Here is a 14,780-nt window from a genome sequence, read left to right as displayed (position 1 = left end):
TTACTTCGCCGCGTTATTCATCACCGCATTGAATTTATCGACAGGACAGAAGCCGTTTGCATCCACCGGGCAGCCTTTCAGCTCCAGCGTCACGCGCTGTGCGGGCGACTGCAGCGACAGCACGCTGGCGTTACGCAGCTGCTCTGAGCTCTGGTAGACATACTCAATTTTCATCAGCTCCTGGTTGGCATTTTTGTCATGCCAGCGCTGGAAGACAATCTTGCCGCCAATAGGGGTGCGTTCCTGCTGGTCGTGTAGCTGATAGGGTTTGAAATCCAGGGCCGTCAGCAGGGAAGCAATGTTGGAGTCGTGCCCCACCAGCAGGGTGATTTTCGGCGCTTTTGCCTGTTCGGTGACCAGCGTTTTATCAATGTACTTCACCAGCGGCTTCGCCACGTTTTGCGCCACTTCGGTGGAGGTAAACAGCGAGTCCTGATAGCCGTTCTTGAGCTTCGACAGCACGCGCCACTGCTGGTCGGTTTTGATTTCTCCCCAGGCCACCTGGTCGGCCGGGAAGCCTTCGTAATACTGCAGCGTAAACGCGTCCACCAGCGAGTTACCCACCTTCAGCGGCCCGGATACGCCAGGCTCTTTTTCATAGTCGGCGCTGAAGGTATCTTTCGCGTCCGCCAGCGAGCAGACTTTTTTCTCCTTGCAGGACGGCGAATCGGCGTAGTTCGTCATCTGCTCGAGCAGCTTATAGCTTTCGCCAAGCTGCATTTTCTGCCGCTCGGTCTCCATCGCCTTCAGCGCTTTTTCGCGGAATTCCGGCGAGTTATCGGTAATCACCGGGTTGAAGGTCGGATCCATAGTGCCCATTTTGTCCTGATGGTGCACGGGAACGTCGCAGCCCGGGAACGCGCCGGTGATAAAGAACTGCGCGGTGGCGACGGTACGCTGCAGGCTGTTGGCGTAAGCATAAACGCTATCCGCCGCCGGGCATTCTCCCGTCTTCACCATACCCTGCTGCGCCAGCCACTCGCGCATGTAGTGGCCCATATAGACCTCCAGCACGCCCCCTTTGGTCGTGAGCTGGCCGCCCGGCACCTCCCACTCCGGCCACTGCTTCGGCGTGGACTGCTCCAGCACGCTGCCGTTATTAGCGAGCGGCGCGCGCAGGTTATGGCGACTCATGATTAAAACTTGCTCCAGCTGATAGCCTTCCGGCGTCTCTTGCGCCTGCACGCCAAACGTTGCTGAAATGGAACCGGCGACTGCCAGCGCGAGTAGTGCTTTTCTCATCCCTAATTCCTCACTCGTTTTAAAATGTCGCATTCAGTGTGACATATTCGTGACAATTTTCCGGGAAGCATTTCTCAAACTGATGATTAACGTGCTTACGGTGTGGGCCAATAAGTTTTATAATAAAACCACACCCTACCGGAGAATTGACCGTGAAACGTACCCGCCTCGAAGAGAGCACCTGCCCCGTCGCCCGTTCGCTGGATATCATCGGCGACTGGTGGTCGCTGCTGATCGTGCGCGACGCGCTGCGCGGGATAAAACGCTTCGGCGAGTTCCAGAAAAGCCTCGGCATCGCGAAAAACATGCTGACCACGCGGCTGAAACTGCTGGTCGACGAAGGCATCCTCCGGCTTCAGCCCGCGTCCGACGGCAGCGCCTGGCAGGAGTATGTCCTGACCGAGAAAGGGCGCGCCCTGCAAACGGTGCTGGTTGCCCTCTCCCAGTGGGGAAATGAATTTTTGTTTGCTGAAAACGAATGCGGCACCGTGCTGGTCGATGCCGAACAGCGCAAACCCCTGCGCAGGCTGGCGCTTATCGCCGACGACGGGCGCGAACTGACGCCTGAAGAGATCGTGGCTAAACTCCCCTCCTGATCGTTTCCGACGGCAAAAGCACAAAATGCTCAGCAAAATGGTTGCATTATAAAACCAAATAGCAGAGAGTTAATTCAGTTTCATCTTGAAACCAAACAACCCACTTTGCCTTGAGGTAACACACGATGACTACGCAAATCACCACCGCCCTGATTACGGGTGCCTCTTCGGGGATTGGTGCCGTTTATGCCGACCGTCTTGCCGCGCGCGGCGCTAACCTGGTGCTGGTTGCCCGCCGCGAGGATCGCCTAAAAACCCTTGCCGCCGACCTTCGCGCGCGCTACGGCGTGGCCGTCAATATTCTGGTGGCCGATCTCACCGATGAAGCCGGGATCCGCGCCGTGGAAGAAGAGCTGCGCAGCAATACCGCCATTGATACGCTCGTTAACAACGCAGGCACCGCGCAGATGGCGCCGTTCCTCGCGGGCGATGTGGCGCAGCATCAGGCCATTAACACCCTGAACACCACGGCGCTGATGCGTCTGACCTACGCCATCCTGCCGCGCCTGGCGCAGAACAATCGCGGCACGCTGATCAATATCGCGTCCGTGCTGGCCCTGCACGTCCGGGCGGGCAGCGCGCTCTACAGCGCCACCAAGGCGTGGGTGTTGAGCTTTACCCGCGGGTTACAGGAAGAATTTGCCGACAGCAACGTGCGCATTCAGGCCGTGCTGCCCGCCGCAACGGCGACTGAAATCTGGAGCCATTCGGGCGTCACGGTGAACGATCTGCCGGAAGGCTCGGTGATGACTACAGATGACATGGTTGATGCTTCGCTGGCGGGTCTGGATCAGGGCGAGCTTATCACCATCCCGCCGATGCATGACGCCGACCTGTGGGATCGCTACGAAGCGGCGCGTCTTGAGCTGTTCAACAGCGCGCGCACCGGCATTCCGGCACCGCGCTACGCTAAATGATAAGATTAAATGCGCTGATGCCGGTGACTACACCGACATACAGCGCCGCCCAGACGCAGGCAGAAATCACACTGACGACATAAACCTTCACCGCGTGTATTTTGAGCATCCCCGCCGCCAGCGGCACGATATAGCGCAGGACCGCCAGGAAGCGCGCGGTGAAGAGCACCAGCACACCGTTTTTCTGCAGGCGATGCTGCACCCGCAAGAATTTACCGGCGTGTTTTGCGGTGAAGCGGGTCATCCATCGCGTGTGCCCCATCAGCTGGCCGATATGGTAGTTCAGCACCGAACCCGCAGTAGCGCCCAACACCACGGCCAGCCACGCCAGCGCAGGATGCATGCTCGTCTGGCTGACGGTAATGCCCGCCAGCAGCATCACCGAGGCGGGCGGCAGCACGGAGGAGATAAGCACCGTCGATTTGCTCAGCGCCATCACAAATAACAGCGCGAAAAGATGTGCCGGATACAGCGCAAAATGATTCAGTAGATTATCAAACCACGCCATTATCCTCTCCTTCGTTGATTATTTAATCCTCCATTAGAAATGAATTAACCTAAATAAACCCTCAACATTTTATTAATAAAAATAGGCTAAACCGTTCTTAAACATTATTTAATTTCCTGAGCGGTAAATTTAAATAAGCGTATTATTCCTCTCGTTTTACAACGATCTCGTTATGGCGAGGCTCCTGTATAAATACACGTTATCGCTCTGGTGGGTTCGAGAGAACCGACACAGGGTAAAACAGGCACTGTCGAATCAAGGCTTTGTCAGTATAACTTCCCTCGCGGGATACGGTGTACAGTGCTGAACCCAGGACGTGGGGATCTCCTCTTCGACATGCCCTGTCTTGCTCGCCCCTGAGAGATGTTATTATTCAAAGGGAATTCACTATGTCTTACGCTATTCACAACCAAAACCCGGCATTCAATGACAGCGCCATCGCGCAATATATGAATACCGATTTTATTGTCCTCGATATTTCATTATGCGTGGCGCTGGCGCGCGAGCAATTCTTCGAAAAATTAAAAGACGACGATATTCCGTCTCATATTTTTATTGAAGACAATGGCCGCCTGGCGGGCATGATTGCCGTGCGTAAATTGCTGCAAACCGCCGATACGGTACAGCCGGTGAAATCGCTGATGATCTCGCAGTTTTTGCAGGTCAAACCGGAGGATGAACGTGCCGACGTTGCCGGACTGCTGGCACACGGCGGCGCGGATGTGGTGCCCGTGGTCACCCACGGCAAGCTCGTCGGCTGCCTGACCGAGCGCGAAATCGCCCATCTGCTGGAAGATGACGTCACCGAAGACGCCCAGCTTCAGGGGGCGACGCTGCCGCTGGAGAAGCCCTATCTGGACACCAGCCCGTATAGCCTGTGGAAGAAACGCTCCGTCTGGCTGCTGCTGCTGTTTGTCGCGGAGGCCTACACCAGCTCGGTGATCCAGCATTTCGAAGAGGCGCTGGAGTCCGCCATCGCGCTGGCGTTCTTTATTCCGCTGCTGATCGGCACGGGCGGCAACAGCGGGACGCAGATCACCTCCACCCTGGTGCGCGCCATGGCGCTGGGGGAAGTCCGTCTGCGCGACGTCGGACGCGTGCTGCGCAAAGAGATGACCACCTCGCTGATGATTGCCGCCACGCTCGGTATCGCCGGGTGCATTCGCGCCTGGATGATGGGGATTGGGCTGGAAATCACGCTTATCGTCAGCCTGACGCTGGTGTGCATTACGCTCTGGAGTGCGATCGTGTCGTCCGTCATTCCGATGGTGCTCAAGCGCTGCGGCATTGACCCAGCGGTCGTCTCCGCGCCGTTTATCGCGACGCTTATCGACGGCACCGGGCTGATTATCTACTTTAAGATCGCGCAATATACGCTGGGGCTGGAGTAACGCTCTCCGCCAGCTGAATCACCGCACGCGAAAACGCCTCAATCGCCAGGGCGACATCCTCAGCCATCACCGATTCCGCCGGATGGTGGCTGACGCCTCCTTTGCAGCGCACAAACAGCATGCCGACCGGCCAGCGTTCCGCGATGGCAATCGCATCGTGGCCCGCACCGCTGGGCAGCGATAGCGAGCGCCCCTGTACCGATGTGACGGCCTCCCCCAGCACGTTTTGCAGGTGGATATCGCACGGCGTGGCGGCAATGCGGTAAAACTCCTCGGCGCTGAAATCCAGACCGCGGCGCGATGCGATCGCCTGCGCATGTTCCAGCAGGTCGTTAAGCAACCGATCCAGCGGCGCATCCTGCGGACCGCGAATATCCAGCGAGAGCTGAACCTCGCCGGGGATTACGTTCACCGCCCCCGGCAGACAGCGCAGCTCGCCAACCGTCGCTACCAGGTTGCAGCCCTGCTGTCGGGTAGCGTTTTCAATGATAACCATCCACTCGGCGGCGGCGGCCAGCGCGTCCCTGCGGTGGAGCATCGGTACGGTTCCCGCGTGCCCGGCCTCGCCGGTAAAGCGGCAGTTCAGACGGCGCGCGCCGTTAATGGCTTCCACCACGCCAAGGGCGAGCGCCTCCTGCTCAAGGCATGGCCCCTGCTCAATATGCAGCTCCAGATAGGCGCTGAAATCCTCCTGACGGCGCGCGGCATGCAGCACGCGGGCAGGATCGAGCCCCACCAGGGTCATCGCCTGCGCCACGCTGATCCCGCTGGCGTCGGCTTTTTCCAGCCAGCCCTGCGGCCAGGTGCCCGTCAGCCCCCGGCTGCCTAACAGCGTAATGCCGAAGCGGGTTCCCTCTTCGTCGCAAAAGCCGACAATCTCGATGGCCTGCGCCAGATGCACACCCTGCTGGTGCAGGCTGTCCACCACCTCAATGGCGGCAAGCACGCCGAGCATGCCGTCGTAGCGCCCGGCATTGCGCACGGTATCGAGATGAGAGCCGAGCAGCACCGCCTGCGCCCCTTCCTGCGCGCCCTCATAGCGTCCACAGATGTTGCCCACGCTGTCCTGCCAGACGGTCATTCCCGCCTGGCTCATCCACTGCCCCACCAGCTGGTTGGCCTGCAGATGCTGGGTGGAGAGATAGACCCTCGTCAGCGCATCCGGGGTTTCGCTGATGGCGGCCAGCGCGTCGGCGCGGGCCATCACCCGTTCTGCCGCCGGGCTCATTGCGGCGTCTCGCGGCGATAGTGGTCCCACGCGGCCTGCATGGCGGCCCCCTGCGTGGTGGTGAATTTGAGGTAGTTCAGCACCGACTCCAGCGCGCTCAGGGTGGTCATCACGCAGTCCTTGCGCGCGTTGTAGCCCATCGTGCCGATACGCCACACTTTGCCGTGCAGCGGGCCAAACGAGGTGCCGATTTCAATCCCGAAATCCTCCAGCATCAGCTTACGCACCTGGTCGCCGTTGACGCCCTGCGGGATCACCACGCCCAGCACGTTGTTCATCTTGTGCTTCAGGTCGCCGAAGGTCTCCAGCCCCATCGCCTGAATGCCCTTCAGCAGCGCATCGCCGTGAAGCCTGTGGCGAGCGATGCCGTTATCCAGCCCTTCCTGCAGGATCAGCCGCGCGCATTCGCGAGCGCCAAACAGCGCGGTGGTCGCTTCGGTGTGGTGGTTCAGGCGTTCCGGCCCCCAGTAGTCCATCACCATGCCGAGATCGAAGTAGTTGGAGTAGATCATCTCCTCGTCGCCGTCGCGGTGGGCGTCGGTGCGGATGCCCTCCTCCACGCACTTGCGGCGGCGGATCGCCTCTTCCATGCGCGCGCTCAGGGTGATCGGCGAGGTGCCCGACGGGCCGCCGAGGCACTTCTGCATCCCGGCCGAGACGGCGTCCAGCCCCCAGGCGTCGGTCTCCAGCGCGTTGCCGCCGAGCGACGCGGTGGCGTCGGTGTAGAACAGCACGTCGTAGCGGCGGCAGATCGCGCCCAGCTCGGCGAGCGGCTGCAGCATGGTGGTGGAGGTGTCGCCCTGCACCGTCAGCAGCAGGCGCGGACGAATACGCTTAATCGCATCCTCTACCTGGTCCGGGGTAAACACCTTGCCCCACCGCACCTCGATGGTATGCACCTCCGCGCGGCAGCGGCGGGCAATTTCGCACAGCAGATGACCAAAGCGGCCAAAGACCGGCACTAGCACCTTATCTCCCGGGCGGATGGCGGAGACCAGAATGGCTTCAATTCCCGCGCGGGAGGTGCCGTCTACCAGCATCGTCCAGCGGTTCTCGGTGCGGAACACCCCGCGATAGAGCGCCATCACCTCGTTCATGTAGTGGGTCATGGCCGGATCGTACTGGCCGATCAGCTGGCTCGACATGGCGCGCAGCACGCGCGGGTCGGCGTTGATCGGGCCCGGCCCCATCAGCAGACGCTGGGGCGGATTGATTTGCGGAAAGCGTGCGATATCCATTGTTAAGTCCTTATCAGTTGAGGCCGCGCACGGAGGAGATGAACTGCTTCAGTTCCGTGGTCTGCGGGTTGGCGAACAGCGTTTTGCTGTCGCCCTGCTCCCAGACTTTCCCCTGGTGCATAAACACCACGCGGTCGCCCACTTCGCGGGCAAAATTCATTTCATGGGTAACCAGTATGAGCGTCATCCCCTCGGCCGCCAGCTGCTCCAGCACCTTGAGCACTTCGCCCACCAGCTCCGGGTCGAGCGCGGAGGTGATCTCGTCGCAGAGTAAAACTTTAGGCGACATCGCCAGCGCGCGGGCAATCGCCACGCGCTGCTGCTGGCCGCCGGAGAGGCTCGACGGGTAGTAATCCAGACGATCGCCGAGACCCACTTTCTCCAGCATCTGCTTCGCCAGCTCGCGGCATTCGGCGGCGCTTTTCTTCAGCACCCGACGCGGGGCGAGCATCACGTTTTCCAGCGCCGTCATGTGCGGGAACAGGTTGAAGCTCTGAAACACCATCCCGACCGAGCGGCTGATTTCGCGCGCCTGAGAATCCCGGTCGGTAATGGTCATGCCGCCCAGCTTGATGCTGCCGTCCTGATAGCCTTCCAGGCCGTTAATGCAGCGCAGCAGCGTGCTTTTGCCCGATCCGCTGCGCCCGATAATGGAGATTACCTGGCCCATGTCGATATCCAGATCGACGCCCTTGAGCACGTGGTTATCGCCGTAGTACTTCTGCACCTGATTAATGGTGATGAGAGGCATTGAATTTCGTCTCCAGATAGCGGCTGTAGCGCGACAGCGGATAACACAGAATAAAGTAGCCGAGCGCCACCAGCGCAAAGACCTTAAACGGCTGATACGTCACGTTGGTCAACATGGTCCCGGCCTTGGTCAGCTCGATAAAGCCGATAATCGACGCCAGCGCGGTGCCTTTAATCACCTGCACGGCAAAGCCGACCGTCGGGGCGATGCCGATGCGCAGCGCCTGCGGGGCGACCACGCGAAACAGGGTCTGGCCAAAAGTCAGCCCCAGACAGCGCGACGCTTCCCACTGCCCTTTCGGCAGGGCGCGAATGCTGCCAAACCAGATATCGAGCAGAAACGCGCTGGTGTAAAACGTCAGAGCCAGCGAGGCGGCGGTCCACGGCGAAACGTCGATGCCGAACAGCGCCACGCCGAAAAAGGCCAGGAACAGCTGCATCAGCAGCGGCGTGCCCTGAAACAGCTCAATATAGCCGCGGATGATGCGCTTCACCGTGCTTCCGCCCGTCAGGCGCAGCAGCAGGAGCGGCAGCGTCACCACCGCTCCGCCGACAAACGCCACCAGCGACAGCAGCACCGTCCAGCGTCCGGCCAGCATCAGGTTGCGAATAATGTCCCAGTCGGTAAAGGTGGTCATCATGCCTGCACCCCCAGCCATTTGCGTCCCGCCGCCATCATCAGCTGGCGCAGGGTTATCGACAGCGCTAAGTAAATGCCGGTTGTCACCAGATACACCTCAAAGCTCAAAAACGTTCTGGACTGGATCAGGTTGGCGGCGAAGGTCAGCTCTTCATACGAGACCTGCGACACCACCGACGAGCCGAGCATCACGATGATGCACTGGCTCACCAGCGCCGGGTAAATGCGCTGCAGCGCGGGCGGCAGCACCACGCGAATAAAGGTCTGCAGGCGGGTCAGCCCCAGCACGCGTCCGGCCTCCCACTGCCCTTTCGGCGTGACCTGAATGCCCGCGCGGATAATCTCGGTGCTGTATGCGCCCAGGTTTACCACCATGGCCAGCAGCGCCGCTTCCCCCGCCGTCATCTTCAGCCCCAGATTCGGCAGGCCGAAGACGATGAAAAACAGCTGCACCACAAACGGCGTGTTGCGGATAATTTCCACGTAGCCGCCCCAGATCCGGCTGAACCAGTTGGTGCGTCCGCTGCGGATCGCCGCCCCGAAGATCCCTATCGCCAGCCCGCCGACGGTGGCCATCACCGTCAGCTGAACGGTGATCCACAGCCCCGCCAGCAGCTCCGGCCAGTACGGCCAGAGCGCGGAGAAATCAAGTTGCTCAGTCATCGGCTCAGGCGCCAAGGTTGGCCGGCAGCGGGGCCTTCAGCCACTGTTCAGACAGGCCGTTCAGCGTGCCGTCCTTGATGCCCTGCTCAATCAGCGCGTCCACTTTTGCCTTCAGGGCCGGTTCGTTTTTCTTCAGGCCAATAAAGCACGGCGAATCTTTCAGCATAAAGCTCGGCACCGGGGCTTTATCCGCGTTCTGGCGCGAAATGGCCGCCACCACGAGGTTGCCGGTTGCCACGTACTGCACCTGTCCGGAGAGATAGGCGGAGAGCGTGGTGTTGTTATCTTCGTAGCGCTTCACGTCCGCGTCTTTCGGCGCCAGGCTGGTCAGCACCATGTCCTCCACCGCCCCGCGCGTCACGCCGATGGTTTTTCCGCTCAGCGCGGCGGCGTCCTTCAGCTCAGCGCCTTTCGGGCCAAACACGCCGAGGAAGAACGGCGCGTAGGCGCGGCTAAAATCGATCACCTTCTCGCGCTCCGGGTTTTTACCGAGGCTGGAAATGACCAGATCCACCTTATCGGTTTGCAGGTACGGCACGCGGTTGGCGCTGGTCACCGGCACCAGCTGCAGCTTGAGCTTCATCTGCTTGGCCAGATAGCGCGCCATGTCGATGTCATAGCCCTGCGGCTGCAGATCGGTTCCCACCGAGCCAAACGGCGGGAAATCCTGCGGAACGGCAATGCGAATGGTGCCGCGCTTCTCGATATCCTGAAGCTGGTCAGCCTTTGCCGGCAGCTGTGTGAAGAGACATGCGGCCCCGGCCAGTGCAATCAACAATTTTCTCATGGTGCTTCCCCGTAACGTTAACATGAAACAAAAGATTCTTTGAATGTGATTTTGCAACTAATGTGCCAGATAAGGCGAAGCGGGAAATATTCTTGTGAAGCCTGATAAAACGGGGACGGGTCGAAAAAACGAGCGTTTTCCCGACCCGCCAAATGCACTATTTTAATGCAAAGCACCAGCCTGATGCCCCATTATCGTTGTTCGAGTTCGTCCAGCTGCTGGTAGAGGGAGGCAATCTCGTGAATGCGCGGACGGCCTTTATCGAGGATCTCATGCAGAAAGGCATTCGCCAGCAGGTTGATCAGACTGTTAACCGAGGAATAGCTGTCATAGGCCGAGACGCTGTCCAGCGGGGCGCAGAGCTGCCAGCTTGCCAGCGGGAACAGGCTGTGCGCCTGCGGCTCGCACATCAGCAGCACCGGAATACCGCTGCTCTGAAGCTGCTGCATCAGCGGGCGGATGATGCGCGGGCGGCGGCGAAAGGCCATCATGACCACCAGATCGTCCGGCGTTAAATCCACCAGCTCCTCGCCCAGGCTCTGCCCCGGCTGCGGCAGGACCAGCACCTGACCGCGCGCCTGCAGCAGCTGCTGACGCAGGTGCAGCGCCGCCGGATAGGCGTTACGCATGCCGATAATGACGATGCGCCGCGCCTTCACCATGCAGGCCATGGCGTCGGCAAACTGCTGCGCGTCGAGGGCATTGACCCACTGGGTCAGGTTCGCCATCTCCTGCTTATAGTGGCGCGCCAGCAGCGTATTGCCCTGCACCGCGTCGCGGTTATCGGTGAGCGGCATCCCGCTCTGGCGCAGGGTGCGCAGCTCGTCGCGCATGTCCTTGTATTTCTCATAGCCCAGACGCTTAAACAGACGGCTGACCGTGGCTTTCGACACCCCGCTCAGCTGCGCCAGCTCGGCGCTGTTGTAGCTAATGAGATCGTCAAAATGGTCGAAAATAAAGTCCGCCACCCGCTGCTCCTGCGGCGACAGCGACGGGTACTGTGCTTTCAGACGTTCATCCAGTTGTTCCATAGCGCCTCTGTAACTTTTGTTTCATCACATTGTACCTTTTAATCTACGTATTCATTATACATGCCAGTTTACTGAAACTTTTCTTTCAGAACTGGAACAGCTTTTGCAGCGCCTTGTGACTTTCTGGGTTACGAGGACTCTTCATGCAAAGTAATGTCTCCACGCACGGCATGGCCGTTGCGCCCCACCATCTTGCCAGCCAGAGCGCGCTGGCGGTGCTGCGCGAAGGCGGCAGCGCGATAGAAGCGATGGTCGCCGCGGCGGCCACCATTGCCGTGGTTTATCCGCACATGAACGGGCTGGGCGGCGATGGCTTCTGGCTTATCGTGCCGCCGGAAGGCGAACCTGTCGCCATTGATGCCAGCGGCGCGGCGGGATCGTGCGCGACGCTCGCCGCCTACGACGGTCTGGCGCATATCCCCCATCGGGGGCCCCGCGCGGCGCTGACCGTCGCCGGCACGGTGAGCGGCTGGGACGAGGCGCTGAAGGTCTCGCGCGAGTTGACCGGCAAGGCGCTGCCGCTGGCCCGCCTGCTGGCCGACGCCATTGACTATGCGAAGAACGGCACGCCGGTCACGGCCTCACAGGCCAATGCCACGGCCAGCAAATTCGACGAGCTGAAGGACGTCCCCGGCTTCGCGGAAACCTGGCTGGTGGACGGTAAGCCGCCGCAGGTCGGGAGCCGTTTTTACCAGCCCGCCATGGCCACGACGTTGACGCGCCTGGTGGAAGACGGTCTGGACAGCTTTTACCGCGGCCCGCTGGCGGACGTGCTGGCGCACGGTATGGAGACGCTGGGCCTGCCCGTGACGCTGGCCGATCTTAACGCGCACGCTGCCCGGCGCACCGCGCCGCTGAGGCTGCAGCATCAGCAGGGGGAGATCTTTAACCACGCCCCGCCGACGCAGGGGCTGGTCTCGCTGGCGATACTCGGCATCACCGACCGCCTGAATATGGCGGAGGCCGACGACGCCGACACCATTCACCGCATCGTTGAAGCCACCAAGCTGGCCTTTGGCCTGCGCGATGCCCACATCACCGACCCGCGCGAGCTGAAAACCGATATTCAGGGTCTGCTGGATCCCGCCGCCCTGCAGGCGCTTGCCGACAGGGTTGACGACGGCCGCGCCGCGCCGTGGGGCACCGGAAAAGGCCCCGGCGATACGGTGTGGATGGGGGTGATGGACAGCAGCGGGCTTGCCGTGTCGTTTATCCAGAGTATCTATCACGAGTTCGGCAGCGGCGTGGTGCTGCCCGATACCGGCATCGTCTGGCAGAACCGCGGCGCATCCTTCAGCCTCGATCCCACCCATCTTCTGGCCCTCGCGCCGGGCAAACAGCCTTTCCACACCCTGAACCCGGCGGCGGCGCGTCTGAAGGACGGTCGCGTGATGGTGTACGGATCGATGGGCGGCGACGGACAGCCGCAAACCCAGGCCGCGCTCTTTACCCGCTACGTTGTCCAGGGCGTCCCCCTGCAGGAGAGCATCACCCGCCCGCGCTGGCTGCTGGGGCGCACCTGGGGACAAACCTCGGACACGTTAAAGCTGGAAGGACGCTTTACCGCTGAGACGGTCTCACGGCTTCAGGCGCTCGGACACGAGGTGGAAATCTTCCCTGACTTCAGCGAAGCGATGGGCCACGCGGGCGCGATTGTCCGCCACCCCAACGGGCTGTTCGAAGGGGCATTTGACCCGCGCAGCAACGGCGCGGCCGCCGGATTCTGAGGAGAAAACAATGACGACACAACAACCCGACTGGCAGGCGTATCTGGCGCAAATGGAGTCCGTGCTCGACGTGACGCTGGACGATGCCCGCCGCGCCGAGCTACAGGTGCAGTTCAGCCGCATTGCAAGCATGGCCGCCCCTCTGATGGAGCTGCCGCTCGACGACCGTCTGGAGATCGCAGGAGTGTACAAAGCATGAGGCTACACGAGATGAGTATCAGCGCGATCCAGCATGCGCTGGGCGCGGGCGAGCTGAGCGCTCGCGAGATTGCCCGCCAGACGCTGGAGGCGATTGCGCGCGTTAACCCGCAGATCGGCGCCTGGACCGCCGTGACGGAAGCACGCATGCTCGCCGAGGCCGAGAGCATCGATACCCTCCGCCGCGAAAAGCGCCCCCTACCGCCGCTGGCGGGCGTGCCCTACGCGGTAAAAAATCTGTTCGACGTTGCCGGCCACACCACCCTCGCCGGGGCAGAGCTGTTCAGCCAGCGCCCTGCCGCGGCCGCTGACAGCTTCGCGGTGCGCCAGTTGCGCAGCGCGGGCGGGATGCTGACCGGGATGGTGAATATGGACGCCTACGCCTACGGTTTTACCACCGAAAACAGCCACTACGGCACGACGCGTAACCCGCACGATCTGGCGCGCATTGCGGGCGGGTCGTCCGGCGGTTCAGCGGCCGCCGTGGCCGCCGGGCTGGTGCACTTTTCGCTCGGCACCGACACCAACGGCTCGATTCGCGTTCCGGCCTCCCTGTGCGGCATCTACGGCCTGAAGCCCACATTTGGCCGCCTGTCGCGATCCGGCAGCCATCCGTTTGTCGCGAGCCTGGATCATATCGGTCCTTTCGCCCGCCGCGTGTGCGATCTGGCGTCCGTGTACGACGCGCTGCAGGGCCGGGACAGCAGCGACGCTTTCCAGGCAGAGAGCTCGCGCGAGCAGACGCGTCCCCTGCTTGACCGCGGGCTTGACGGCCTGCGCTGCGCGGTGCTCGGCGGCTACTTCACCACCTGGTGCGACGCGGATGCCAGAGACGCCGTGGCGCGGGTGGCGAAGGCGCTTGGCGTGCAGGATGAGCTGCAGTTCCCGGACGCAGAGCTGGCGCGCTCCGCGGCGTTTATCATCAGCGCCTCCGAAGGGGGAAACCAGTATCTGCCCGCGCTTCGCCGCGAGCCCGAGCGTTTTGAGCCGCATTCCCGCGAACGGCTGCTGGCCGGCGCGATGATCCCCTCCGCCTGGTACATTCAGGCCCAGCGGTTTCGCGCGCACGCCCGGCAGGCGTTTAAAACCCTGTTCGCGCAGGCCGACGTGCTGATCGCTCCGGCAACACCGCGCAGCGCGACGCTCGCGGGTGAGCAGACCATGGAGATTAACGGTCAGCCGCTCCCCATCCGCGCCAGCATGGGGATGCTGACCCAGCCGATATCATTTCTGGGCCTGCCCGTGACCACCGTTCCGCTGCGCACCGCGCAGGGTGCGCCGATTGGCCTGCAGCTGATTGCCGCGCCGTTTAACGAGCAGGCCTGCCTGCGCGTTGCGCGCGTGCTGGAAGAGAGCGGCATCACCGATGCCCGCCCGGCGGAGGTGGCCGCATGATGAATCATGATGACATTAACCTTCCGTGGGTAGTTGCCGAGGTGACCGCCGCGTTTTACCGCTATGAGGACGCGCTGGTGAGCAACAACGTTGCGGTGCTGGACGAGCTGTTCTGGCACGACAAAAATACGGTGCGTCTGGGGGCGGGTGAAAACCTGTATGGGATTGATGAAATCCGCGCCTTCCGGGCGGCGCGCCCCGCCGCCGGGCTGCAGCGGACGCTGCGCCATACCGTGATTACCACCTTCGGTGAGGATTACGCGGTGTGCAGCACCGAGTTTACCCGCGAGAGCACGGAACGCATTGGCCGCCAGCAGCAGACGTGGGTGCGGTTTGCCTACGGGTGGCGGATCGTGGCGGCGCAGGTGAGTTTGATGGTGTAATGAAAAGATGCTTACAGTTACATCCGACGGCAAGCCGGTGACAGAGTGCGACATATAGGGGAATTTTGGTTAAGTCTCGACCGGTG

At 61.5% G+C, this 14,780-nt stretch carries 16 protein-coding genes and 1 riboswitch; of the genes, 7 read left to right on the top strand and 9 right to left on the bottom strand.

The genetic code is table 11. The features are described 5' to 3' along the window. Positions 1–1,242, bottom strand: a complete 1,242-nt coding sequence (gene agp / locus ACOTZB_RS08800) for a bifunctional glucose-1-phosphatase/inositol phosphatase (RefSeq protein WP_193804638.1) — start codon at positions 1,240–1,242, stop codon at positions 1–3. Between the two features lie 152 nt (positions 1,243–1,394). On the opposite strand from agp, the gene ACOTZB_RS08795 reads away from it, so the two are divergent. Continuing rightward, positions 1,395–1,838 carry a winged helix-turn-helix transcriptional regulator gene (locus tag ACOTZB_RS08795; protein WP_421626923.1) on the top strand — a complete coding sequence of 148 codons (444 nt, stop codon included), beginning with the start codon at positions 1,395–1,397 and terminating at the stop codon, positions 1,836–1,838. A gap of 125 nt (positions 1,839–1,963) precedes the next feature. Then, positions 1,964–2,755 carry an SDR family NAD(P)-dependent oxidoreductase gene (locus ACOTZB_RS08790; protein WP_421626922.1) on the top strand — a complete coding sequence of 264 codons (792 nt, stop codon included), beginning with the start codon at positions 1,964–1,966 and terminating at the stop codon, positions 2,753–2,755. On the opposite strand, the gene ACOTZB_RS08785 is transcribed toward ACOTZB_RS08790, so the two are convergent. Then, on the bottom strand, positions 2,748–3,263 hold the full coding sequence (locus ACOTZB_RS08785) for a DedA family protein (RefSeq protein WP_421626921.1): 516 nt from the start codon (positions 3,261–3,263) through the stop codon (positions 2,748–2,750). The two genes, ACOTZB_RS08790 and ACOTZB_RS08785, sit on opposite strands and share 8 nt — an antisense overlap. 159 nt (positions 3,264–3,422) lie before the next feature. Beyond that, positions 3,423–3,592, top strand: a riboswitch (M-box (ykoK) riboswitch). A gap of 60 nt (positions 3,593–3,652) precedes the next feature. On the opposite strand from ACOTZB_RS08785, the gene ACOTZB_RS08780 reads away from it, so the two are divergent. Further along, positions 3,653–4,654, top strand: a complete 1,002-nt coding sequence (locus tag ACOTZB_RS08780) for a magnesium transporter (protein WP_421626920.1) — start codon at positions 3,653–3,655, stop codon at positions 4,652–4,654. On the opposite strand, the gene hpxK is transcribed toward ACOTZB_RS08780, so the two are convergent. From hpxK to hpxU, 7 genes are all read right to left on the bottom strand, one after another. Further along, a complete protein-coding gene (hpxK, locus tag ACOTZB_RS08775; RefSeq protein WP_421626919.1) occupies positions 4,620–5,882 on the bottom strand; it encodes an allantoate amidohydrolase in 1,263 nt (420 codons plus the stop codon). The two genes, ACOTZB_RS08780 and hpxK, sit on opposite strands and share 35 nt — an antisense overlap. After that, a complete protein-coding gene (locus ACOTZB_RS08770) occupies positions 5,879–7,120 on the bottom strand; it encodes a pyridoxal-phosphate-dependent aminotransferase family protein (protein ID WP_421626918.1) in 1,242 nt (413 codons plus the stop codon). Before ACOTZB_RS08770 ends, hpxK begins: the two co-directional genes overlap by 4 nt. A gap of 13 nt (positions 7,121–7,133) precedes the next feature. Further along, positions 7,134–7,871 carry an amino acid ABC transporter ATP-binding protein gene (locus ACOTZB_RS08765; RefSeq protein WP_045354547.1) on the bottom strand — a complete coding sequence of 246 codons (738 nt, stop codon included), beginning with the start codon at positions 7,869–7,871 and terminating at the stop codon, positions 7,134–7,136. Beyond that, on the bottom strand, positions 7,852–8,508 hold the full coding sequence (locus tag ACOTZB_RS08760; RefSeq protein ID WP_421626948.1) for an amino acid ABC transporter permease: 657 nt from the start codon (positions 8,506–8,508) through the stop codon (positions 7,852–7,854). Before ACOTZB_RS08760 ends, ACOTZB_RS08765 begins: the two co-directional genes overlap by 20 nt. Beyond that, positions 8,508–9,173, bottom strand: a complete 666-nt coding sequence (locus ACOTZB_RS08755; RefSeq protein ID WP_421626917.1) for an amino acid ABC transporter permease — start codon at positions 9,171–9,173, stop codon at positions 8,508–8,510. Before ACOTZB_RS08755 ends, ACOTZB_RS08760 begins: the two co-directional genes overlap by 1 nt. A gap of 4 nt (positions 9,174–9,177) precedes the next feature. Then, entirely contained in the window at positions 9,178–9,960 is a 783-nt protein-coding gene (locus ACOTZB_RS08750) for a transporter substrate-binding domain-containing protein (RefSeq protein ID WP_421626916.1), read from the bottom strand. 191 nt (positions 9,961–10,151) lie between these two features. After that, entirely contained in the window at positions 10,152–10,991 is an 840-nt protein-coding gene (hpxU, locus tag ACOTZB_RS08745) for a MurR/RpiR family transcriptional regulator HpxU (RefSeq protein WP_023311063.1), read from the bottom strand. Between the two features lie 143 nt (positions 10,992–11,134). Between hpxU and hpxW the strand changes: the two genes are divergently transcribed. The 4 genes from hpxW to hpxZ are packed head-to-tail and all read left to right on the top strand — an operon-like array spanning position 11,135 to position 14,694. Further along, positions 11,135–12,718 (top strand): oxamate amidohydrolase, encoded by a 1,584-nt coding sequence (gene hpxW, locus ACOTZB_RS08740; RefSeq protein WP_421626915.1) that lies wholly within the window; start codon positions 11,135–11,137, stop codon positions 12,716–12,718. 10 nt (positions 12,719–12,728) lie between these two features. Then, positions 12,729–12,917: an oxalurate catabolism protein HpxX gene (gene hpxX, locus ACOTZB_RS08735; protein ID WP_047650813.1), complete on the top strand. Its 189-nt coding sequence runs from the start codon at positions 12,729–12,731 to the stop codon at positions 12,915–12,917. Next, entirely contained in the window at positions 12,914–14,311 is a 1,398-nt protein-coding gene (locus tag ACOTZB_RS08730; RefSeq protein WP_421626914.1) for an AtzE family amidohydrolase, read from the top strand. Before hpxX ends, ACOTZB_RS08730 begins: the two co-directional genes overlap by 4 nt. Beyond that, positions 14,308–14,694 carry an oxalurate catabolism protein HpxZ gene (gene hpxZ, locus ACOTZB_RS08725; protein ID WP_008499851.1) on the top strand — a complete coding sequence of 129 codons (387 nt, stop codon included), beginning with the start codon at positions 14,308–14,310 and terminating at the stop codon, positions 14,692–14,694. The genes ACOTZB_RS08730 and hpxZ overlap by 4 nt, the downstream gene beginning before the upstream one ends. The last annotated feature ends 86 nt before the right edge of the window (positions 14,695–14,780 follow it).

This window comes from Enterobacter cloacae complex sp. SHL020 (assembly GCF_049236945.1).
GTDB classification, from domain to species: Bacteria; Pseudomonadota; Gammaproteobacteria; order Enterobacterales; family Enterobacteriaceae; genus Enterobacter; species Enterobacter dykesii.
Note: the sequence above shows the minus strand (reverse complement) of the source record. Positions and strands in the feature narration are given on the sequence as shown.